Genomic DNA, 22,502 nt, shown 5'->3' with positions numbered 1-22,502 from the left:
AGGGGATTTAAAATGTTTGCATTAGTTGGTGGAACAGTTATTACGATATCCAATCAGCCATTAGTCGGCGGAACTGTTCTTATAGATAAGGGGAAAATAGTCGCGGTCGGGAAAGGCCAAGCCCTCCCTGACAGCTGTAAAATTATTGATATAACGGGTAAGGTGGTAACGCCGGGTTTAATCGATGCTCATACCCATCTCGGCGTTTATGCTGAGTCGCTTGACTGGTCGGGTGAAGATGTCAATGAAATTAGCCAGCCGGTTACGCCAGCTCTTGATGTTATTGACGCCCTTAATCCGGCAGATGTTGGTCTGGCGGAGGCGGTCGGTGGCGGTATAACGACAGTAATGGTAGCGCCTGGCAGCGCAAATCCGATTGGCGGGCAATGTACGGTAATTAAAACCAGACCACGTGCAAGTGTTGAGCAAATGATTATCAGACGGCATGCCGGACTTAAAATGGCTTTCGGCGAGAACCCGCGCCGGACCTACGGCGACAAGAAAAAAATGCCGGTTACCCGCATGGCTACGGCCTTGCTTATCCGCGAGATGCTGCAAAAGGGCAGAGAATATCTTAGTAAGCTCGACAGTAAGGATCATAAATTTGATTATGAAATGGAGGCAATTGCGCGGGTGCTGCGACGGGAAATGCCGATTCGCGCCCATGCTCACCGGGCTGACGACATAGTGACTGCCCTTAGAATTGCCGAAGAATTTGACCTTGATATTATTATCGAGCATGCTACTGAGGGGCATCTTATAAAAGGACTGCTTGCCGAGCGGCAGGCACGGGTTGTACTGGGGCCGCTTATGATAACAAAGGGGAAACTGGAGCTTAAAGAGGCCTCGTGGCGCGCGCCGGCAATATTAGCCGAGCACGGTGTTCTGTTTGCGTTTATGAGTGACCACCCGGTTGTGCCCAGTAAATTCTTGCCGGTCTACGCCGGGATTGCAGCCCGCTTTGGCCTGAATCAGGATGAGGCGTTAAAGGCTATTACGATAAATGCGGCCAAGCTTTTAGGACTTGAAGCCAGAATCGGCACTATCGAACCGGGTAAAGACGCCGATTTAGTCGTTTGGAACGATCATCCGCTGCTGCTGGCAGCTAAGCCGGATTATGTTATAGTAGATGGACACATTGGCAAGGTCGATATGGAACAAAAGATTGCTAAATGGAGCAGTTTATAAAGCACTAGCCATGGTAGTAGGAGGAATGTATCATGTTTGAACGTCCGGTATGGGCGGAAGTAAATCTTGCCGCGATTGCTCATAACATCTGGCAAATTAAGCAGTGCATAAAGCCGACTACAAAAATTTGCGCTGTTATAAAGGCTGACGCATATGGTCACGGCACTTCTGCGGTAATCAGAGCCGCGCTTGTTGCAGGTGTGGATTATTTAGGTGTTGCTATTTTGAATGAGGCTATTGATTTAAGGCGGGACGGGGTTACGGGACCCATTCTAGTGCTGGGTTACACTCCTCCGCAGCAGGCTATTCGAATAGTCGATAATGATGTGACTCAGACAATTTTTGATTATCAACTAGCTGAGGCTATTTCGCAGGCAGCCCAGGCTGTCGGCCGTAAGGCCAAAGTGCATATAAAAATTGATACCGGCATGACCCGGATTGGTATCGAGCCGGAAGATGCCGGGGACTTTGCGGCTGCCGTGGCTAAATTGCCAGGGATCGAGATAGAAGGGGTTTTCTCGCATTTTGCCAATGCCGACAGCCAGGATAAATCATACGCGTGGGAGCAGTTTGCGAGATTTAAGAAGGCTTTGGCTCTTATTGAGGATAAGGGGCTGAAGATTCCTATCCGTCATATTGCCAATAGCGCTGCGACGCTCGATATGCCCGAAACTCAGCTTGATATGGTTCGGCCGGGTATAATAATGTATGGTTTATGGCCATCCGATGAGGTTGAGAAAAAGCTTGATCTTAAGCCAGCTATGAAATTTAAGGCTAAGGTTAGTTGTGTTAAAGAGGTGCCGCCGGATGTGTCTATAAGCTATGGGCGGGATTACTATACCGATAAGCCAAGCAAAATTGCCACCCTGCCGGTTGGATACGCTGATGGTTGGACTCGGCAGCTGTCGGGAAAAGCCAGTGTACTTATCCGTGGTCAGCGGGCACCGATTGTAGGGCGAGTATGCATGGATCAGTGTATGGTCGATGTTACCCATATCCCGGGTGTAGCCCAGGGGGATATCGCGTTATTATTTGGCGGCGCAAAGCTGCCGGCTGAAGAAATTGCCGAAAAACTGGGTACGATTAACTATGAGGTAATTTGTTTGGTGGGCAAGCGGGTTCCGCGCCACTATGTAATGGAATAAATATTACCAATTGAGAACAAAGCTGGTTTGGAAAAATTAAGCCTAAAAAACTAGACAGTTGGGAAATAGCCTCTGTCTAGTTTTTTAGGCTAATTTTAATGTCTTTTCGCTGTATCAGCGCAATATTTCACCTATCAATAGGAAAAGCAGTGTTATTGTCGAAATATACACGTAAAATCAATTGGTAAATCCAAATATCCCCTGAAACACGGTTAAATCCGGTAAAAGTGCCTACAGGGTGCCTATGCCGGGTAAAAAAAAAGCTGGAGGGTATGTAGTGAGTACACAAGACTGGGAAATATTTAAACAGAAATTTAATGTCAAATCCAACATTAATTTAAATGATTATAAGCCGACACAAATGCAAAGGCGGATCGGTAACTTTATGACCCGCCATGGTGCCAATAATTATCATGATTTCTTAAACAAGCTTAACGCTGATGTTAAGCTCTACAAAGAGTTTGTTGATTTTTTGACAATCAATGTGACGGAATTCTTTCGGACGCCGGAAAAATTTGCCGAACTTGAAACTAAGGTTCTGCCGGACTTGTTAGCTCAAAATCCCAGGCTATCAATTTGGAGTGCCGGTTGCTCGATTGGCGCTGAACCGTATTCCCTCGCCATGATTTTAAAGGATATGACGCCTAATACCAGGCATCGTATTCTAGCTACCGATCTTGATGTTGAAATATTGGAAAAGGCCCGTAACGGTATTTATTCTGCCACTGAGTACAAAAATATCTCGGGTGCCCGCCAGGCTAAATATTTTAAACGGGAAGGCAGTACCTATGCCATTAGCAATGAAATTAAGGCAATGGTAGAGTTTAAAAAGCACAATTTGCTATTAGATAAATTTGAAACCGGTTTCGATCTAATTTTGTGCCGTAATGTTGTTATATACTTTACCGAAGAGGCTAAAGATGCCTTGTATCGCCGCTTCCTGGAAGCCTTACGTCCGGGCGGGGTGCTTTTCGTCGGGGGCACCGAGGCGATACTAAACTTCCGCGATATTGGTTATGAACATTATCTGCCGTTCTTTTACAGGAAGCCGAAATAATGCGATTGCTTTAACATATCTACAGCACTCCCCAGTTTGACAGCAAGCGGAAGGTAGCCAGTAGGCGATTGAAAAAACTGCGGATGAATGTTTTCTCAGCCACTTCCTGGCCGGCTATAAGGTCTACCGTTTTAACAGCCTTATCGCGTACATAAAAAACTATTTCTCCAACTTTTTGCCCCTTATAAACAGGGGCTTTTATTTTTTCCGGCAAATCGACCTCTACGGTGATGTACTGGCGATCGCCGTTATTAATGACAATGGCCGCCGGGGCAGAAACGATGGCATCAATTGCTTCTAAGACGCCCTGCTCGACCGCTAAGGCAGATAATACGTCATTTTGCTCAGCATAATCATAAAGCTCAAAATTGTCAAAGCCATATTTCAATAGTTTCATCGAATCATACCAGCGGGAGTGATCGTGGAGAACTACAGCAATAAGTTTCTGATTGCCGCGGGTTGCACTGGAAACCAGACATGGACCAGCCTCGCCGGTAGTTCCTGTTTTAACGCCGTCAGCATCTTCCAGCATCCAGAGCAACTTATTGGTATTACGCAAGTTTTTATCGTGAACATGCCCCTTGGTGTCTAGCCATTCGATACTCGTTTCTTTGGTTCTGACTATTTCGGCAAAGGTCGGGTTTGCTAAGGCATAGCGCGACATCCAGGCTAAGTCGAAAGCCGTCGAATAGTGGCCAGGCGCTGAGAGGCCGTTTGGATTACAGAAGTGACTATTGTAGGCGCCTAATTGATAGGCTTTCCGGTTCATGAGGTTAACAAATTCTTCGGTGGATCCGGCTAGGTGCTCGGCGATGGCGACCGCTGCATCATTGCCTGAACGCAGCATGAGCCCGGCAAGCAGTTCACGTAGGGTTATCGTTTGACCGGCATATAAGTACATTGAAGATCCGCCGGTACCGGCGGCGCGGGCGCTGACTTTAACCTCATCGTCGAGCCGGCCGCTCTCAAGGGCAATAATCGCGGTCAAGATCTTGGTTGTACTGGCCGGGGCGCAGCGCAAGTTGCCTTTTTTATCGTAGAGGATTTGCCCGGTTTTCGCATCCAGTAAAATAGCTGCTTTGGCACTTATTTGCGGTGGCTCGGCTGCCTTGGCTTGCGATAAAATCAGGCTTAAACAGACAAAAAAAATGACACCGGCAAATTTTAATTTTCTAGTCATTGACGATCCTCCCCTGACGACAAGCTTACTTAAGGCCAACTAGTAAATTTATATTGCTATATCTGTCGAATGATGCTTTATCTTTCTGAATATATAGAGAGATCCGATAGGTTGGCGTAGCAGTGCGAAGCCTAAGAGGAGGGATAATATGAGGATACGCCGACTTAGATGATGAAGCCAAAATGACGTTTAAGGAATAGGTGTCAGAAAAATATGGATAAAATATGCAGGAATTTTTCCAATTTCTATATAATACTACAAAGAGGATTATACTGAATGTGAAGGAGTGGTTTTTTTGATTAAGCAAGCGCCGTTAGTTATGATTCCGGGTCCGACACCTGTAGCTGAGCCCATCAGACAGGCGATGTCCGTCCAAACCTACGGGCATACTTACGGAGAGTTTGTCAAGGTATATAAGGAGTGTCTGGCCGGACTGAAGAAGATATTTCAAGCTGACCATATGATTGTCATTGGTGGAGCCGGTACGCTGTCGATGGAAATGGGGCTTATTAACACCGTTCGCGCCGGTGAAGATTTGCTGGTTGTTACCCATGGCGTATTTGGAGACAGGTTTATTCCGATGGCTAAAGCGCTCGGTATCAATGTTGATGTGCTCAGCTGCCCGGCCGGCGAAAGAGTGCCGCTTGCCCAAATCGAAGATAAACTGGCAACGAAAAAATATGCGGCAATGACACTGACTCATGTCGATACTTCGTCAGGGGTTATGTCGCAGCCTAAGGAAGTTGGCGAACTGGCTAAGAAGTACGGCGTGCTGTTTATTCTAGACGGCGTTTGCGCCAGTGCCGGTATTGCCGAACCAATGAAAGACTATGGCATTGACGTCATTGTTACTACCTGTCAAAAAGCCTTTGGCACCCCGCCCGGCCTTACAATGCTGGCATTAAGCGACAGAGCTGTTGCCCGCCGCGAAGAGATGGGAACTGTTGCCGGTTATTATACAGATATTAAAAATTGGCTGCCGATTATGGATAATCCGTCGAATTATTTCTCAACTCCGCCGGTTAACCATGTTGTAGCCCTTAATGAATCAGTTAAACTTATCCTGCAAGAAGGTATCGAAGAACGCTATGCTCGTCACGACCTGATTGGCCGCAGTGTTCGTGCCGGTTTGGCCGCAATCGGTCTTGAACCAGTTACCAAGCCGGAAGCCCTCGCACCGACGCTTTCGGTTGTTAAGTATCCGGAGGGAATTGAGGATGCTCAATTCAGAGCTAAAATGGAAGAGTTCGGTCTTGTTGTTGCCGGTGGTGTAGGTGAGCTTAAAGGCAAGATATTCCGGATCGGTCATATGGGAAATATCAGTTTTGCCGAAATCGCTGTAACGCTTAATGGTGTTGAACGCTCGCTGCTAAGTCTGGGCTATGATGTTAAACCAGGTGCAGCAGTAGGCGCAGCCTCAGCTGAATGGTATAAATAAATGGAGACTTAATTCCGATGGCGTTATGGCGCCATCGGAATTCTAGTCGAAATTATCCAGAGACCTAGCCGCGCTCGCCTGTACACGTAGTGGTATACTCCCGCTTGTATAAGTGAGCCTTGGGTCTGGAGAGTCTTAGAGCGGGTTAGTCATCGGATAAACTTGAAAAAAGGCAGCTGCCCTAATGGGCTTGCTGCCTTTTGTTAAGTGGTCGGATTATAGGGCTTTAATTTTTGCCAATGTGCTTGAATCAACTGGTCGTAGCGCATTATAGTTGCTGTACGCTCGTTGCGCAGCGCTTGGATGGCGCTTAAAGTGTCCTGGTTAAAAGAGTATACCTTGCTTTTGGGAACTGTGACCGGATTTGTATATTCTTTTAACTTGGTGGCGACTTTGCAATTGACCTTACCCTCTTTGATAAATGCCGCCGGCTCTAAAAGGTCAGACCCAGCATACCGGTGAATAAGACAGTTAGGCTGAAGACGATCAATAATGTTTTTGGCTTCACCGTCAACGACTATCCCACTGCCGCAGCCGGGGCAGGACTCGATCTCGGTAGTCAGCCAAGTATGACAGTTTGCGCAAATTACTCCTTCCATATATGACACCTCCGGGGCTAGTTTTTACAATTCTGTAAAAATAATGCGTTATTTGCGCGATAACTAAGCAATAATACTCCAGGACGCTAGGTCATGGCCTTGCGTCTTTTTTGTTAACCACGAAGTGCGTGATGCACGCAAAGGGTTGGACGCGATACTATCGCTTTTGCGGTCGGTAAAGTCTATGGACGGGTTTGTTAAAGATGGAGGATACCTAAGTTTAAGGGCGAAAGTAACATTAATAATCATAAAATGAGCTAATAATATAGATTAACCTTGGACAGGAAGGAGACTATTGATGCTATTCGATACTCATATGCATACTACTTTCTCGACAGATTCAAAAATGAAAATCCAAGAGGCGATTGCTAAGGGACAAGAACTAAACCTTGGGATTACGATAACCGAGCATATGGACCTTGGGTATCCCCAATCTAATGCTTTTATATTTGATGTGGCGGAGTATTTGGCAACCTATGATAAATTTCGCAGTGATAATGTGCTGTTGGGTATTGAGATTGGCATGCGGAATGATTGCCTGCAAGATAATCGCTATCTGGTTGATGAGGCTAATCTTGACTTTGTAATCGGCTCAATTCATGTCATTGATAATATTGACATCTACCACGAATCATTTTACCGTACCCATACAAAGCAGCAAGTGTACTATCGCTATTTTGAGGCCATGCAGGAATGTATGAGGTGTTATGATTTCATTGATAGTTTAGGGCATATTGACTATATTGCCCGGTATGCCCGTTTTAACGACCCTGAGATTTACTATACTGAATTTGCTGAACAGATTGATGAAGTGCTAAAAGTTGCGGCAGAAAAAGGCAAGGCGCTGGAGATTAATACCCGGCGGATCACTGATAGCCGTTCGGTTGATTTGTTGATGCCCATCTATAAGCGATTTGCTGAGTTGGGCGGTAAACTAGCAACAGTAGGCTCTGACGCCCACAAACCGCAGGATATTGGCCGCCGAATTAATACAGCGATGGATATTGCGGCAGACTGCGGATTAAAAGTTGTTTATTTTAAAAACAGGCAGCCTAATTATGTTAAAATTTAAGTAAGATAGCCGCTTACTGGTAAAACCTCCCCCGTTTAAAAACGGCGGAGGTTTTTAATTTATTAGATAGCGTTCGTGGCGAGTCAGCGTTATGGTGAATAAGATGAATTGTCAGGTATTACTGAAATATTTGCGGAGGGGTGATGAATAAATGGGTCAACTAGTAAGAGGCCGGTTTATTACTCTCGGGGGGTTAAGAGATATGGCTTTAGCTGCCCGGGATGAATTATGGCAGACTGCCAAGGCAGTCGGGCGGGACGCTAAACTATATCTGCATTGGACGGCCGGACACTATGGGCAGTTTTATGATGATTATCATATTAACATTGACGCTGACGGCAGTGTGTATGCCACGTCTGAAGATTTGGCTGAGATAAAAGCCCATACTTGGCGGCGCAATAGCGGTGCAATCGGGATTTCACTGGCCTGCTGCGCCCGAGCAACGCCTAATGACTTAGGTGATGAGCCGCCGACTGATATGCAGATAGAGTGTCTGGCACAGGTGGTGGCAGTGTTGTGTACCTGCATGGATATACCACTTGACGGGGCTCATGTTATGACCCATGCCGAGGCCGCCAATCTTGATGATTATGGCCCGGATACCACGTACGAACGCTGGGATTTATGGATTTTAAAGACCGGCGATCAGCCCGGTAGCGGCGGCGACATCATCAGAGGCAAAGCAGTCTATTATTGCGCCGGCGAATTAAACGACTCCCGCATCAACGAGTTATAGAAATACAGAACTGTTTCCACCCTTAGACCGTAGAAATAAGGTGGAAAGCCGAGATTGTCACATCCCTTATCCTCGCAATGACAGTAAACTCAGGGGTGTCATTGCGAGTATAGCGTAGCAATCTCGGCTTTTGTTATAACAATGTATGGAGACTTAACCGCTCGCCTGTACCCGTAGTGGTATACTCCCGCTTGTATAAGTGAGCCTTGGGTCCGGAGACCCTTAGAGCGAACTTATTTCGAATTTTACAACCTGTTCCCTAGCCGTCAAGGAGAGGGATTACAGGTTGTTAATGAGATGAAGCGGGAGTCTTAGAGCGGGTTAGTCATCGGATAAATTATCGGTCGTAGTATTTAAACAGCGCTTGAGTACCGCTGTTTTCTTCGCCTTGAGCGGCCAATTCTTGATAAAGCTTAAGGGCTAGGTCGAGAGCTGGGGTTTTAAGGTTCATTTCCTGAGCTGATTCGATGGCAATTTTCATATCTTTAATAAAATGCTTTACGTAAAATCCCGGGGCGAAATTACCAGCTAGCATCCGGGGGGCTAGGTTAGACAGTGACCAGCTGCCGGCGGCTCCTGTTTCAATACTCTTAAGAACAATATCAGGGTTAAGCCCTGATTTTTTTGCATAGGCTATGGCCTCACAAACTCCCATCATACCGGCAGCAATAGCAATTTGATTGCACATTTTAGTATGTTGACCGGCGCCGGCTGGACCCTGCAGGATAATATTCTGACCCATCAGCTTAAAGATAGGCAGTACGGCTTCGAATACCTCGCTGTCACCGCCGACCATAATAGCTAAACGAGCTTCTTTGGCGCCAACATCACCGCCTGAGACTGGGGCGTCAAGTGAATACATCTTATTATCTTTAGCGGCTAGATAGATCTTTTCAGCCAACTTAGGCGAGGAAGTTGTCATATCAATAAAACAAGTACCAGGCTTGGCGTTGGCAATCAGCCCGCTGTCGGCAAGATAGACTTCCTCAACATCTTTTGGATAGCCAACCATTGTTATAACAACATTGCAGCCGGCGGCCAGCTCTGCAACTTGATCTGCCCATGAAGCGCCTTGTTCAAGCAGGTCTTGAGCTTTAGCCTTGGTCCGGTTATAAACCATTACTTTGTAACCGGCTTTGAGTAAATGGCCGGCCATGCTTTTGCCCATAACACCAGTACCTACAAACCCTATTACGGTATTTTCCTTGCTGAAATTCATTGTCATCCCTCCGCTGTTTAATATAAGCCTACACCAATATTTGGAATGTAATTCTCGATATCGGCTCTAAAATCCTTTTTAGTATGGTTAGTTGGACTGAGTTTAAAAAAGGAATAATTGCAGATAATATCCAGTAATGAGTGGGAGGTGGAAACGGTGGGCGAGAATGCCATAACTAAAATTTGTAGCTCAGTTAAAAACCTGCTTGTTTATCAGCCGCCGCGTTTGCCTAAACCATTTGTTCTAAATGAAACGGCCGAAGATCAGGGACAAGACTTTACCCCGGACGCTCGGCGAGGGTTAGAAACCTCAGCCCAGGAAATGGCCACGCTATTAAAATACGCCCATCGATTGCGGGAATTCATGGAAGAGGTCCGGACGGCGATACAACGCCAGGATGCGGAAAAGATTAAAGAACTTGCCTATGAGTTTAAAGTATTGGAGGAACAGCGGAAGGAAGTAGACCCCATCGTCTTAAGTTATGACTATGAGTTAACTCCAATCGACCGCTCAATCAGCTCTCGCATTGATGAGAACGAAGACACTTTAAAAGCGCTCTATCATATACCGCTTAACAAGGATATTGTTATGCGCGATTTCGTTATTCCGGGGAAAAACCCGACTAAGGCCATGATTGTCTTTACCGATGGTCTCATTGATAAGCAGGTCATAAATCTATCAATTCTTCAGCCGTTAATGAAATTTGACGGTACGGACAAAGATGCTATCAGCCTTGAGTATTTAGCATATATCGTTGATAAATGCCTGCCCAGCAATCAGGCCAAAGAGACTACCCTTTTCAGAGATGTAGCCATCGGCTTAAATGGCGGAGATACCATATTGTTCATTGATGGCGTGCCGGGTGCAGCTATTATTGAGACCAAAGGCTATGAACATCGCGGGCCGGAACGACCGCAGATCGAGCAGTCGGTGCGGGGGGCGCAGGCAGCTTTTGCTGAAGCGCTGCGCGTTAACACCGGACTTATCAGATCTATGATGCAGACTAATCAGCTTGTAACCGAGATAATCAATGTCGGGGAGAGAATCCCGGTAAAATGCGCGATTATGTACCTAAAGTCGGTAGCCAATCCTAACTTGGTAGCCGAGGTAAGAAGGCGAATCGAGGGAATATCGACAGACTATATTGTCGACTTAGGCATTCTTGAGCAGCTTATCGAGGACCATCCGAGCATTCCTTTTCCTCAGTCGTTATCCACAGAACGAGTTGACCGGGTAACAGCCCATCTGGCCGAGGGGCGTGTGGCTATTATTCTCGATGGTACGCCTTTTGCCCATATCGTGCCGGCTGGATTTTTTACCTTTTTTCATTCAGCGGATGATTTTAGTTTAAAAACACCGCTTGCCGACTTTACCCGCATTCTTAGGCTGGTGGGGACAATTTTGTCAGTTGTGCTGCCGGCATTATATCTTTCGATTGCTAACTTCCATCAGGAAGCGCTTCCTACTGAGCTCCTGCTGGCAATAGCCGGAGCGCGGGAACGAGTCCCGTTTCCGGCTATAATTGAGATATTGTTAATGGAATTCGCGTTTGAATTAATTCGCGAGGCCGGACTACGCATTCCGGGGCTGTTAGGCTCAACGATCGGTATTGTCGGTGCTTTGATACTCGGTCAAGCTGCCGTTGAAGCGAATCTTGTCAGTCCGATTATGGTAGTTGTTATTGCGATAACAGGCCTGGCTTCCTTTACTATCCCGGATTATCGTATGGCCACAGCCCTACGGCTACTGCGGTTTATCTTTCTGTTTAGTGCTTTGGTTATGGGGCTTGTTGGCGTTACTTTATGTCTTCTGCTAGTAACAGTAGTCCTTTGTAGTATGAAATCATTTGGGCTACCTTATTTGGTTCCAATAGGGCCTAAAACCATGCCAGGTTTTGATATTGTAAGGCGCGGTTCTGTTTTTCGACAGGAAATGCGGCCTGATGAACTTAACACTAAAGACCAGCGGCGTCAGCCCCATATCAGCCGTAAGTGGATTACTGAGCCCCCTGTAGGGAAGGGGGACGAACAGTGAGCTATCAGCCAGGTAATAAGGGAGTAGCAGGCGGAATATCGCTAGTCATAATGCTAACTTTTCCGTTTATCTTTTTGACAACACCAGCCCAGACGGTCGAGCGTGGCGCCGGTCTGGCTTGGCTCATCCCACTGCTTGCTGCTGTGCCGCCGATTAGTATCGTGTGGGGGTTAAGCTATGTGCTCAGCAACTTTAAAGGCGATCTGTATACAGTCAGCAAAATACTGTTGGGGCGGGTTGGCGCATGGTTAGTAACTTTATATTATATTAGCCTCTTTTTTCTTGATGCCATTCTTCTTTCCCGACAATTTGCCGAGAATACGTTGCTGACAGCATTACCCAAAGCTGAATTCTCAGTAATAATTTTGGTTTATTTAGGCGTTGCCGCGGTACTATGTTACGCCGGATTGGAGGCTATGGTAAGAGCTAATTATATAATAACCCCATTTAGTATTTTGGCGCTCGTTCTAGTATTGCTCTTATTAGCGCCATACTACAATATCTATAACCTTGCCCCATGGCAGGGGACAGGGCTTGAGAAGGTTATTCCGTCAGCGTTTCTTGTAGCTGGCGCCCAAGCCGGAGTCCTTGCGCTGATTATTTTAGCTCCTAACTTTCAAAAGCTGTCATCGATAAAAATAGCGGCTGTTTTTGGTATTGGTTTAAGTTCAATGCTTAAGTCGGCAACCGTCCTGGTATTTACCCTGGTATTCGGGGTCGGGGCGGCCCAAGAAAAGGTTTTGCCTTTTTTTGAAATGGCGCGCCTTGTTTATTTAAGTCGCTATATCCAACGAATTGAGTCGCTATTTATTGTCTTGTGGGTAATAGCCGGCGTGTTGGCGATTGCCATAAACCTATATATTGGACTGTATCTTATAACCCGGCTGCTGAATTTACCGACATTGCGGCCGCTCATTCCGATTGCAAGCATACTATTAGCGCAGGCTGCAATGTTGCCTCCCGATATTGCTACTATTATTGTGCTCGACGGCATTCTTATTACCACCTATTTTAATATCGGACTTTACATTATTCCCTCAATACTAATTATTGCCGCTTTGCTGAAAAAGCGTAAGAAGGAGGCAATTAAATGCGCCGGATGATATTAGCCTTGCTTTTGTTGGTGTTTACGCTGCTGTCAGTCGGATGTTTCGGCTCTCGCGAGACAGACGAGAACGCGTTTGTTCTAGTGGTAGGGTTTGACAAAAGTAAAAGAGAAACCGGCAAGCTTGATGTGACCTTTCAGATTGCTGTTCCGCGGGCGCTGGCGACAGAGGGGGGCAAGAGCGAGGACATTACAATTTTAGGTACCATTACGGCCGATACCCTTGCTGAGGCTCGTTCGATGCAAAATTCAGGGGCGGCACGCGCACCTTCATGGTCGCATACCAAGATAATTATAATTGGTGATGAGTTAGCTAAACAGGGACTCGGGCAAATATTAGGGCCGATAATGAGATTTAGGGAAGTTCGCGGCAGTATATTGCTCATCGTAGTAAATGATGACAGCGCGCAAAACTTTATGAAAAAACATAACCCCAAAATTGACGTTGTGCCAACGCGGTTTTATGAAACAATGCTATTGGCCAGTAATGAATCAAGCTATTTTCCGCGAACCAATCTGCATGAATTTTATACCAGGTTAAAAGAGGGGTGCGCGGCGCCTATTATCGCATTAGGCGGAATTAATAAGTTTGAAGACTCAATCGAGCCGACTAGACGAAAGACGTCGCCAAACAAAGTGGACGAATTTGAGGCCGGGAATTTACCGAGGGTCGGCAATGCAGAAGAGCCGGAACAGGCGGGTACTCCGGCCGAAATAATGGGCACAGCGGTTTTTCATGATGACAAAATGGTCGGCATCTTAAACAGTCAGGAAACGCGGATGATGGAAATTCTTCGCGGCAAGTTCAGACAAGGGTTCTATAGTGTCGAAGATCCTGTTATGCCCGGAGTCCAGGTAACTTTGGATATCCGACTGGGCGAACGGCCAAAGCTAACGGCTGAGCTGAATGATGGGCAGGCTTCTTTAGGCGCTGAAGTCTTTATTGAGGCGGAGATTACTAATCTGCCGAGCGGCACCAATTTTGAAATGGAGGAATACCGCCCGATGCTTGAGGAACAGCTGACACGGGCGCTGGAAAAAAGCATTATGAAAATGCTGGATAGAACGCAGGCTATGCAAACAGATGTTGTCGGTTTCGGGTATGTGGCCAGAACAAATTTCCGAACGTACGACGAGTTTATGAAACTCAATTGGCCTGAAATCTATAGTCAGGCTGAATTTCAAGTTAAAGTTAAAACTAAAATTCGGCGGACCGGCCTGATGTGGAAAACGATACCAAACAAGGTTGATTAGCGGAGGAAGTATGGATTATATATCGCTGCTTATTGCGGTTTTGGCCGCCATTCACGCCTATACCTATGCCAAGTGGCTTAAAGAAAATGAAAACAAGGCCGGTGCTTATGGAGTATACGTTCTGATATTAACTGGGTTAACCTTACCGGTATATCGAATTGTTATTCTTAATTGAGAATATAAAAGCCAATTTGTTGACGTGCTTGGCAAGCGGGGACTATAATAAGTAAAACAAATATTTTCTCTGTTAGGTGAGGCTCCTGGATTGAACATATGCCACTGCCCGGAAACGTCGAAAGACGCCAATGGGTATAACAGGTATTACCGGCTTAAGGTTTTACTTAATGTGGCTGAGCATTCTCTACGTCATTCAGTGCCAAAGCTCAACGAGGGGGAAGGTCAAGGGTGCTTTTCGCGCCGTTTGAAAGACCTTCTATTATAGAGGGTCTTTTATTTATTCGTCGAAAGATTTAAGGAACAATAAAAAAGGAGGTGGTTTTATGGATTCCGGGCCTTATCATAGTTTTTATCGCTGCGTAGGGCATTTTGGCCTGCACGGTCATAATATAAACCGCGGACCGGAGTCCGGGGGTGAAGGAGGGGCATAGTATGAACGCTGTTACAGTTCTTGGAGAATATTATTTCAGTTCGCTGCAGGGTAAACCGATTTATGACGCCGATGGCCGAAAGGTCGGCAAAGTAAAAGATATGGCAATGCGATGGGACGGCAACTCGCCGCAGGTGGTTGGTATCAAGTATGCCAGCAAGACCCACGAACTGATCCCTATAGATATGGTTGAAAGATTAAGTGATAAAGGAATAGTATTGACAGGCAATTTTTCGACAGATAAGTGGATTGCCCTCAAAGAAGAAGATATTTACATCAGTAAATGGTTATTGGATAAGCAAATAATCGACCTGCAAGGCTCAAGATTGGTTAGGGTCAATGATATAACGCTGTCCTGGATTGCTCAGGACGAGCGGCGGTTCATGCTGCTTGTAGCTGTTGATATTGGTGTGCGCGGCTTATTCAGGCGGCTAGGGCTGGAATTTTTATTCAAACGCTGGGAAAACCAGCTGCTCGGGTTTGAGAATATTAAACCACTCGAAAAGCGCACCTCAGTGCTGCAGCTTATCCGGGATAAGCAACAGCTTAAGCAGCTTCACCCCGCTGATATCGCTAACATTCTTGAAGAGATGGATTATAAGCGTCGGGCTGATTTTATTAATAATCTTGAAGAGCAGCAGGCAATTGATGCCTTAGCAGAAATGGATCTTGACACCCAGGTCGAAATTATTGAGCAAATGGATGAGCACCGGGCATCCGATATCTTGGAAGAGATGCCGCCGGATGAAGCGGCAGATATCCTTGGCGAGCTTTCGATTGAAAAGTCGCAGGGCTTACTTAACCTGATGGAACAAGAAGATGCCGATGAAGTCCGCGAACTTATGCAATATGAAGAAGATACGGCCGGCGCGCTGATGACTACCGAATATATAAGTTTCTCTGAACGGCTTACTGCTGAGCAGACCATAAATCGCCTGCGCGAATTAGCCCCTGTTGCTGAGACTATTTATTATATATTTGTAACCGATGAGGCCGAGCACCTCCAAGGTGTGCTGTCGCTGCGCGAACTTATTGTAGCGTCTCCCGAAACCTATCTGCATGATATTATGCATACTAAGGTAGTTGCGGTAGAGCATGATGATAACCATCAAAAAGTTGTTGATATCATCAACAAATACAGCCTATTGGCAGTGCCTGTCGTAGATAGTGAAGGCATAATGCTGGGAATTATTACGGTTGACGATATTCTTGATCTTATTATCCCTGAACGCGGCAAAGGCGATGCCCACTTCTGGGTTGCGCTGCGGAAACGCATGGGAAGGGGGCGCTAAGCATGGGTTTTTTAAGCAGCTGGCGCAAGCGCCTCGGACTTTTTCTGGCGGTAATGGGGCCGGGAATTATCACGGCGTTTGCCGATAATGATGCTGGCGGAATTGCGACTTATTCGGCGGCCGGCGCTAAATACGGCTATTCAATGTTGTTTATTATGCTGACAGGGATTGTTTTTCTGACTATTGCTCAGGAGATATCGGCACGGACCGGTGCTGTAACTGGACGGGGTCTGTCGGATTTAATTCGAGAAATGTTCGGCGTAAAATGGACTTTTTTTGCTATGGCTATTTTGATTATTGCCAACCTCGGGACGACCGCATCAGAGTTTTCTGGGATAGCGACAAGTTTTGAAATCTTTGGAATAAGTAAATACATTTCTGTTCCGATTATGGCTGTTTTAATCTGGTGGCTAGTGCTCAAGGCCAGCTATGATAGAATTGAAAAAATCTTCTTAGCCCTGTGCCTTACTTTCTTCAGTTATGTAATAACCGGTATTCTTATTGACCCGCCATGGAATGAAGTGCTTTCGGCAGCCGTCAAACCAACCTTCTCCGGCGATACGGCATTTCTGCTGATGGCAGTTGGGGTAATAGGGACCACAATTACGCCTTGGGGCCAGTTTTACATACAGGCCGCCGTTGTCGATAAAGGTATTACTGCCAAGGACTACAAACTGACGCGGTGGGATGTTTATATAGGATCGTTTTTTACCGGGCTTATTGCCTTTTTTATAATTGTTGCTACTGCTGCCACGCTGTATGGGAACGGCATTACAATTGAAACCGCCCAAGACGCGGCCTATGCGCTGGAGCCGCTGGCCGGTAAGTATGCTAGTATGTTATTCGGCTTCGGGCTTTTAGGGGCATCAATGCTGGCTGCGTTTATTCTTCCGTTGAGCACTGCTTATGCGGTATGCGAGGCGTTAGGATTTGAGCACGGCATCAATAAGACATATGAGGAAGCTCCGGTGTTTTTTGGTCTATACACTGTGCTTATTGCGCTAGGCGCCGGAATGGTGCTATGGCCGGGCTTGTCACTCTACGCTGTTATGTTAGTTTCACAGGTAATAAACGGCATCTTACTACCACCCATCCTCATATTTATGGTACTCATTGCCAGTGATAAGAATATTATGGGCGAATATGCCAACTCTAAGGCGTACAACACGCTGGTATGGATGATTACGTTGATTCTAATTGCTTTGACGCTCCTTTTGCTGTTTTCGACAATAGCACCCGAGGCAGTCAGTTCCTTGTTCTGATAATAAGACCGCAAAGCACGTAAGGTTTCGCAAGCTAACAGCAGCCTTTGTGTTTTGCGGTTTTTTTTGCGGGACAGTTCCCTTAATTGCCCAAAAAATGTAAAAGATAGGCAGGATACTGGTGATTATTGTCAAATTTAACCTAAGTGATAAAGTGAGACTTGCTTCGGGTAGAGTTTTAGTTCTATCTGAAGCTTAGCCGAACTTACCCAGGGACTTAGATGCTATTAACTTCTATTGCGAAGGGGAGTCTAGTAGCGTCTTGTCATCGGATAAATGGAATTGTATGTGGAGGAAAAGCAATGAAAAACCTAGCCAGCTTGCAAAAATGTATCGTTGAAGCTGAGGCTCGCTTTTTTAAAATGTTTGCAATTATGCAAAATCCCGCCTGCATTATATCTTTACCGGAGGAAAAAGTTGTTAATGCTAACTACCGCTTTATCCAGACATTTCGCTATAGTTTAAATGAGCTGCTCGACAAAACGCTGGAAGAACTGCAAATATTGGACAATAGAAAGCAATATGCCGAGGCCAAGCGGCGGATCATGGCCCAGGGGTATTTGCGGGAATATGTCAGCAGCCTTAGGAGTAGTCAAGGTCATGTACTTACCGCACGCTTATTTGTCGATTATATTGTTATCAAAGGTCGGAAGTTTCTGTTGCTGCAATTAGCAAATGTTGGTGAGCAGCAGGCGGTAGATACAACCCAGCCGCAAATTGCCAGCCTCTTGGAGCAAATGAATGATGGCTATATCAAATTAGACCGGAGTTTAAATATCCTAAATATAAATAAAGAAAGTGAAAGAATGCTAGGTAGACCGCGGGAGGAGCTAATTGGCAAAAATATTGCCGTTGAATTTCCCCTTGAGCCTCATTCGCAAATTTGTAAAGCGGCAATTAAAGCAAGAACTGAGAATGTTAATACTGTCGTTGAAGATTATCTTCCCACTATCGGTAAATGGGCAGAGACTCGTTTCTATCCTTCTGCCGATAGCATAGCAGTGTTTTTTCGCGATATTAATGATCGAAAAAAGGAAGAAGCCAAGCTTAGGCGCAGTCGTCAACAGTTTAAAACCCTTGTTGAAAACTCGCTGGACGTCATCGTACGACTGGATCGTAAGTATCGTTTTGTTTACGTCAGCCCTGCTATCAAGCTCTTGACAGACATCCCCGAAGACTATTTAGCCGGCAAGACATGGGATGATTTTAATATCGCTCGCGAATACTCGGAGAACTTTCGTAAACATTGCAATCAGGTTTTCTCTACGGGTAAGGGCGAGGTATTTGAAACGGAAATACCCACTATTCGCGGTATTCGCCAATGTCATATCCATGCGGCGCCGGAGTTTAGTGACGATGGCAGTATTGAGTATGTATTAGCAATTATCCGAGATGTGACTGAAATAAAACAGATGGAAAAAGAAATGGCCCGGCTTGATCGACTTAACTTGGTAGGTGAGATGGCAGCCAGCATTGGGCATGAGGTCCGAAATCCGATGACAACTGTGCGCGGTTTCTTGCAAATGTTAAGCACAAAACCAGATTTGGATAAATATCGCGGCTTTTTCAGCTTAATGATTGAGGAGCTTGATCGTGCCAATTCGATAATAACCGAGTATCTTTCCTTGGCGAAAAACAAAGCAATTGATGCCAAGATGGCCAATCTGAACCGAGTAATTCGAACTGTTCTGCCGCTCATGGAGGCTGATGCCCTGCGGATGAATAAAAGTATCATCGCCAATTTCGCCGACGTGCCGGATTTATTGCTGGATGAAAAAGAAATCCGCCAGTGCGTTTTAAACCTTGTCCGCAACGGGCTTGAGGCTATGTCCGAGGGCGGAACGATAACGATTAGCACCTATCGCGAAGAAGAGGCAGTTGTACTGGCAATTAAAGATGAGGGCTCTGGTATTTCACCGGAAATGTTAGATAAGCTGGGAACCCCTTTTTTGACGACGAAAGATACCGGTACCGGTCTCGGGCTGCCGGTATGCTATAGTATCGCCAAACGGCATAACGCCCATATTTCAGTGGAAACTGGTAAAAGCGGGACGACTTTCTTCATCCGCTTCTGTCACGGGGGCGGTTCTCCTGACACAAACATAACCTCTACTACAAGTGACGTAAATTTTCCATAGATTTGAGATATATTGGAGCAAGGAAATGCAGCGCAAAAAGGGAGGAATCGGACTAGCTGCAGCGAATATTTACTGGTACGACAACCATAGGAGGTTAATCAAATGGATATATTGGAAAAAGAGCTTGAACAACCGCAACTTAAAAATAAAGAAAACTGGGAAGGGTTTATCAAAACGCAAGTACTGGATTTTCTTATCGGACATAATCTCCAGGCAATAACAGTAGATGACGGAGCAGGCAAAAAAGGGGTAATAAAACGCACATCAAGCGGTGATTACAAAGTTCAGATTACTTCCAACGAAACCTTGTAATTCGAAATTTGCGGGTTCGCCACTGCGCGGACCCTTTTAAATTCAAAACAGCTATGAGAACAAAGGGAAGCAGCGATGTGTCAGTAGAACCGTCCTCGTGACACCAGTGACAGTATGCAAATTAGAAAGGTGAGTATATGTTTAAAAGGTTGGTTATTACAGCAGTATTTTTTTGTCTGCTGATTGTCGGGCCGCAGGCCGAAGCTGAGACGGTGCTTTTTATACCTATTGATGATCGGCCGGTTAGCCTTGAATATGCCGTAGATACTGTTAAAGCGGCCAATCTGGAGATATTGACGCCTCCGGTTGAATATTTGGCAGGACGCAATCGCAAAGGCGATGCCGATAAACTCTGGCAATGGCTTAACGATCATGCTAAGCAGGCAGATGCTATTGTTGTGTCGGCCGACTCGCTTATTTACGGTGGTCTTGTTGATTCGCGAACACATGATTATGCCCAATATCTTCTTGAAGAGCGGCTTAAACGCTTTGAAAAGTTAAAAGTTGACAATCCTGGTATAAGGCTCTATGTATTTAACACCATTATGCGTACGCCGCAAGCCAGTTCGGGCGGTGTTGAGCCCTGGTATTACGAGAAATATGGTCCAGATATTTTCTTAATAACAGCTCTCCGCGATAAAGCCGAGCTTAAAGGTTTATCCGCTCAAGAAGAGAAAAGGCTGGAAGCGGCGGTCGCCGCAGTGCCTCAGGACTTGATGGCTGACTGGATGAGTCGTCGTGATAAGAACTTTAAAATCAACGCCGGGCTTATTGAATTGGCCAAAAAGGGTCACTTAAACTATCTGCTTATCGGCCGCGACGATACTGCGCCGTATTCTCAATCCCATAAAGAAGGATTGGCGATAACCAAGCTTGCAGATGGGCTGCCGACCAGCAAGTTTACGTCATTCCCAGGCGCCGATCAACTAGGCATGATAATGCTGGCGCGCGCCTATAACGATCTTAATTGGAAAATTCCCATCGTGCAGGTGGATTATGCGTTAGGAGCAGGCGGGACCACTGTACCGAGTTATGAAGACCAGCCTGCCGCTAAGACGATAAACGATCACATTATTGCCGCAGGCGGCATTATAATGCCGAAGCCGCAGAAACCCGACATGATACTGGCGGTAAATACTCCAATCAATGGCGTGACGCGTGAAGCGGAATCAATTGATAATATTGCGTGGGCCTCCTATGCCACCCGCCGGTTTGCTGAGAAGGTTTCCGGGCATGTCGACGATGGTAAAACAGTAGCAGTTGCTGATATTGCCTTTGCTAACGGCGCTGATAATGCACTTATGCGCGAACTGGCCGACCGTAAGCTGTTAGGCAGTTTGAGTTCCTACTCTGGCTGGAATACTGCCAGCAACACCTTGGGCTATGCTATCGGCCAGGGTATGATGGCTAGGGCCATGTCGGACGATGACCGCAAGCACTTGCTCGCTGTGCGTTATCTGGACGACTGGGCCTATCAAGCTAATATCCGCGGCCAGTTATATCAGGAGGTTATTTACCCTAATAACGGCAATTTGATGTATCTCAATGAGCTTGAACCGCTGGTTACAGAAAAGGCCAGCGAGAAGATTAAACTGTTCGCCGAGCGCAATCTTGAAGATTTGCCGACCAGTCAACTCAAAGTTCACTTTCCTTGGAACAGAATGTTTGAAATAACAATAAAGACAAAAGAATAATAACTAAGCCCTGCCGATTTTTTAATTTCGGCAGGGCTGTTATATTTATTTGCAGGGTAAGCGCTTTTTTATATGAATAGGTAAAATAGGCAAGGAACTTCTACCCGGCGCTCAATGCTGAAAGCAGCATATGGGCACCGCTTTCGTTAGTGGCAACAGGAATGTTGTGAACATCACAGACACGCAGCAGTGCAGTAATATCGGGTTCATGAGGCTGCGACGTCAGTGGATCTCGTAAGAAAATAACGATATCAACCTCTTGAGCGGCAATCCGGGCGCCAATCTGCAGGTCGCCGCCGAGTGGACCTGATAAATAGGGAGTAACATTAAGCGGAGTATTCTCATTAATAATGCGGCCGGTAGTTGCGGTAGCAATAAGATTATGCAGACTTAGAATATCAAGATGGTTTTGAACAAAAGTCAGCATCTCTTGTTTCTTACGATCATGCGCAATAAGAGCAATTGTTCTCATAGGATCACCTCTGACTGAATTTTCATTCTAATCTTAGTGTATAGTTAAACTGCTAAATAAACAAGCCCGGCATGTGGAGTGCCGGGCTTGCCGGAGATGATTAAGTGGGCAGCGAGTTTTTACAAGGGAAGTTCTTTTTAGGGTTGTCGTTCTTGAGTGCGGGCGGTTCTGGATTGTTTTCATTGACTTTACTGCGCTTGTCCTTTGGCACACAATCACCTCCCGAAGTTAGTCTGCCCTGTGTTTTCAAAGCCATACGTGAAAACGTGGTCAAGAGTAGAAGCTTATACTTAGCGGACTTATTTTGCCATATTTATTTGTAGGGTTTATGATTTGCAGTGCCGAATTTAATAATCTTAAAGAATGAATTTTGTGGGGACGGAGTTGGATAAGATGCGGTTTCTTCATACCTCAGACTGGCACTTGGGTCGAATCTTTCATGGCGTTCATTTAACGTCAGACCAGGCCCATGTCCTAGATCAATTCTATTATTTAGTACGCGATGCCAAACCCGACGCTGTGGTTATTGCCGGCGATATTTATGATCGCGCCGTACCGCCGACAGAAGCCGTCAATCTCCTGGATGACACACTATCGCGACTGCTTTTGGACTTGAAAGTCCCGGTTATAGCTATTGCCGGAAATCACGATAGCCCCGAGCGATTAGGGTTTGGCAACCGGCTGCTTTCCCGTCAGGG

The 22,502-nt window shown here is 46.0% G+C and carries 20 protein-coding genes; 16 read left to right on the top strand and 4 right to left on the bottom strand.

The genetic code is table 11. The annotated features are described in order from the left end of the window. Window positions 1–12: 12 nt before the first annotated feature. The 3 genes from GX348_01600 to GX348_01590 all read left to right on the top strand — a co-directional run bounded on the left by GX348_01600 (window position 13) and on the right by GX348_01590 (window position 3,390). Window positions 13–1,188 (top strand): amidohydrolase, encoded by a 1,176-nt coding sequence (locus tag GX348_01600; GenBank protein NLP40881.1) that lies wholly within the window; start codon window positions 13–15, stop codon window positions 1,186–1,188. 32 nt (window positions 1,189–1,220) lie between these two features. Then, window positions 1,221–2,333 carry an alanine racemase gene (locus GX348_01595; protein NLP40880.1) on the top strand — a complete coding sequence of 371 codons (1,113 nt, stop codon included), beginning with the start codon at window positions 1,221–1,223 and terminating at the stop codon, window positions 2,331–2,333. Between the two features lie 244 nt (window positions 2,334–2,577). Then, a complete protein-coding gene (locus GX348_01590; GenBank protein ID NLP40879.1) occupies window positions 2,578–3,390 on the top strand; it encodes a protein-glutamate O-methyltransferase CheR in 813 nt (270 codons plus the stop codon). A 19-nt stretch (window positions 3,391–3,409) separates the two neighbouring features. On the opposite strand, the gene GX348_01585 is transcribed toward GX348_01590, so the two are convergent. Next, a complete protein-coding gene (locus GX348_01585; GenBank protein NLP40878.1) occupies window positions 3,410–4,570 on the bottom strand; it encodes a D-alanyl-D-alanine carboxypeptidase in 1,161 nt (386 codons plus the stop codon). A gap of 295 nt (window positions 4,571–4,865) precedes the next feature. Between GX348_01585 and GX348_01580 the strand changes: the two genes are divergently transcribed. Further along, complete coding sequence (locus GX348_01580; GenBank protein ID NLP40877.1) at window positions 4,866–6,008, top strand: alanine--glyoxylate aminotransferase family protein; 1,143 nt, start codon at window positions 4,866–4,868, stop codon at window positions 6,006–6,008. Between the two features lie 203 nt (window positions 6,009–6,211). On the opposite strand, the gene GX348_01575 is transcribed toward GX348_01580, so the two are convergent. After that, the gene (locus GX348_01575) at window positions 6,212–6,607 is read right to left on the bottom strand and encodes a hypothetical protein (GenBank protein ID NLP40876.1); all 396 of its coding nucleotides are present in this window, start codon (window positions 6,605–6,607) and stop codon (window positions 6,212–6,214) included. Between the two features lie 298 nt (window positions 6,608–6,905). Between GX348_01575 and GX348_01570 the strand changes: the two genes are divergently transcribed. Beyond that, window positions 6,906–7,679, top strand: a complete 774-nt coding sequence (locus tag GX348_01570) for a histidinol phosphate phosphatase (protein ID NLP40875.1) — start codon at window positions 6,906–6,908, stop codon at window positions 7,677–7,679. 151 nt (window positions 7,680–7,830) lie between these two features. Next, window positions 7,831–8,415, top strand: coding sequence for an N-acetylmuramoyl-L-alanine amidase (locus GX348_01565; GenBank protein NLP40874.1), 585 nt, complete (start codon window positions 7,831–7,833; stop codon window positions 8,413–8,415). Window positions 8,416–8,752: 337 nt separating this feature from the next. Here GX348_01565 and GX348_01560 read toward each other — a convergent pair whose 3' ends face one another. Further along, window positions 8,753–9,634, bottom strand: coding sequence for an NAD(P)-dependent oxidoreductase (locus GX348_01560; protein NLP40873.1), 882 nt, complete (start codon window positions 9,632–9,634; stop codon window positions 8,753–8,755). Window positions 9,635–9,790: 156 nt separating this feature from the next. On the opposite strand from GX348_01560, the gene GX348_01555 reads away from it, so the two are divergent. The 9 genes from GX348_01555 (at window position 9,791) to GX348_01515 (ending at window position 21,332) form a co-directional block, all read left to right on the top strand. Beyond that, the gene (locus GX348_01555; protein ID NLP40872.1) at window positions 9,791–11,668 is read left to right on the top strand and encodes a spore germination protein; all 1,878 of its coding nucleotides are present in this window, start codon (window positions 9,791–9,793) and stop codon (window positions 11,666–11,668) included. Beyond that, a complete protein-coding gene (locus GX348_01550; GenBank protein NLP40871.1) occupies window positions 11,665–12,771 on the top strand; it encodes a GerAB/ArcD/ProY family transporter in 1,107 nt (368 codons plus the stop codon). Before GX348_01555 ends, GX348_01550 begins: the two co-directional genes overlap by 4 nt. Continuing rightward, window positions 12,759–14,027, top strand: coding sequence for a Ger(x)C family spore germination protein (locus GX348_01545; GenBank protein ID NLP40870.1), 1,269 nt, complete (start codon window positions 12,759–12,761; stop codon window positions 14,025–14,027). Before GX348_01550 ends, GX348_01545 begins: the two co-directional genes overlap by 13 nt. A gap of 10 nt (window positions 14,028–14,037) precedes the next feature. Further along, a complete protein-coding gene (locus GX348_01540; protein ID NLP40869.1) occupies window positions 14,038–14,202 on the top strand; it encodes a hypothetical protein in 165 nt (54 codons plus the stop codon). A gap of 434 nt (window positions 14,203–14,636) precedes the next feature. Beyond that, on the top strand, window positions 14,637–15,926 hold the full coding sequence (locus GX348_01535; GenBank protein NLP40868.1) for a CBS domain-containing protein: 1,290 nt from the start codon (window positions 14,637–14,639) through the stop codon (window positions 15,924–15,926). 2 nt (window positions 15,927–15,928) lie between these two features. After that, window positions 15,929–17,188 (top strand): Nramp family divalent metal transporter, encoded by a 1,260-nt coding sequence (locus tag GX348_01530; protein NLP40867.1) that lies wholly within the window; start codon window positions 15,929–15,931, stop codon window positions 17,186–17,188. 302 nt (window positions 17,189–17,490) lie between these two features. Next, the gene (locus GX348_01525) at window positions 17,491–19,326 is read left to right on the top strand and encodes a PAS domain S-box protein (protein NLP40866.1); all 1,836 of its coding nucleotides are present in this window, start codon (window positions 17,491–17,493) and stop codon (window positions 19,324–19,326) included. Between the two features lie 102 nt (window positions 19,327–19,428). Then, a complete protein-coding gene (locus GX348_01520) occupies window positions 19,429–19,638 on the top strand; it encodes a hypothetical protein (protein ID NLP40865.1) in 210 nt (69 codons plus the stop codon). A gap of 137 nt (window positions 19,639–19,775) precedes the next feature. After that, window positions 19,776–21,332 carry a DUF4127 family protein gene (locus tag GX348_01515; GenBank protein NLP40864.1) on the top strand — a complete coding sequence of 519 codons (1,557 nt, stop codon included), beginning with the start codon at window positions 19,776–19,778 and terminating at the stop codon, window positions 21,330–21,332. Between the two features lie 100 nt (window positions 21,333–21,432). Here GX348_01515 and GX348_01510 read toward each other — a convergent pair whose 3' ends face one another. Continuing rightward, window positions 21,433–21,804 (bottom strand): methylglyoxal synthase, encoded by a 372-nt coding sequence (locus tag GX348_01510; GenBank protein ID NLP40863.1) that lies wholly within the window; start codon window positions 21,802–21,804, stop codon window positions 21,433–21,435. Window positions 21,805–22,197: 393 nt separating this feature from the next. Between GX348_01510 and sbcD the strand changes: the two genes are divergently transcribed. Further along, window positions 22,198–22,502, top strand: a 305-nt coding sequence (gene sbcD / locus GX348_01505; GenBank protein ID NLP40862.1) for an exonuclease subunit SbcD, incomplete at its 3' end; no start/stop codon positions are given.

It is taken from the genome of Veillonellaceae bacterium, assembly GCA_012523975.1.
In the GTDB taxonomy this organism is placed as follows: domain Bacteria; phylum Bacillota; class Negativicutes; order JAAYSF01; family JAAYSF01; genus JAAYSF01.
This window is presented reverse-complemented; position numbering and strand designations above follow the sequence as displayed.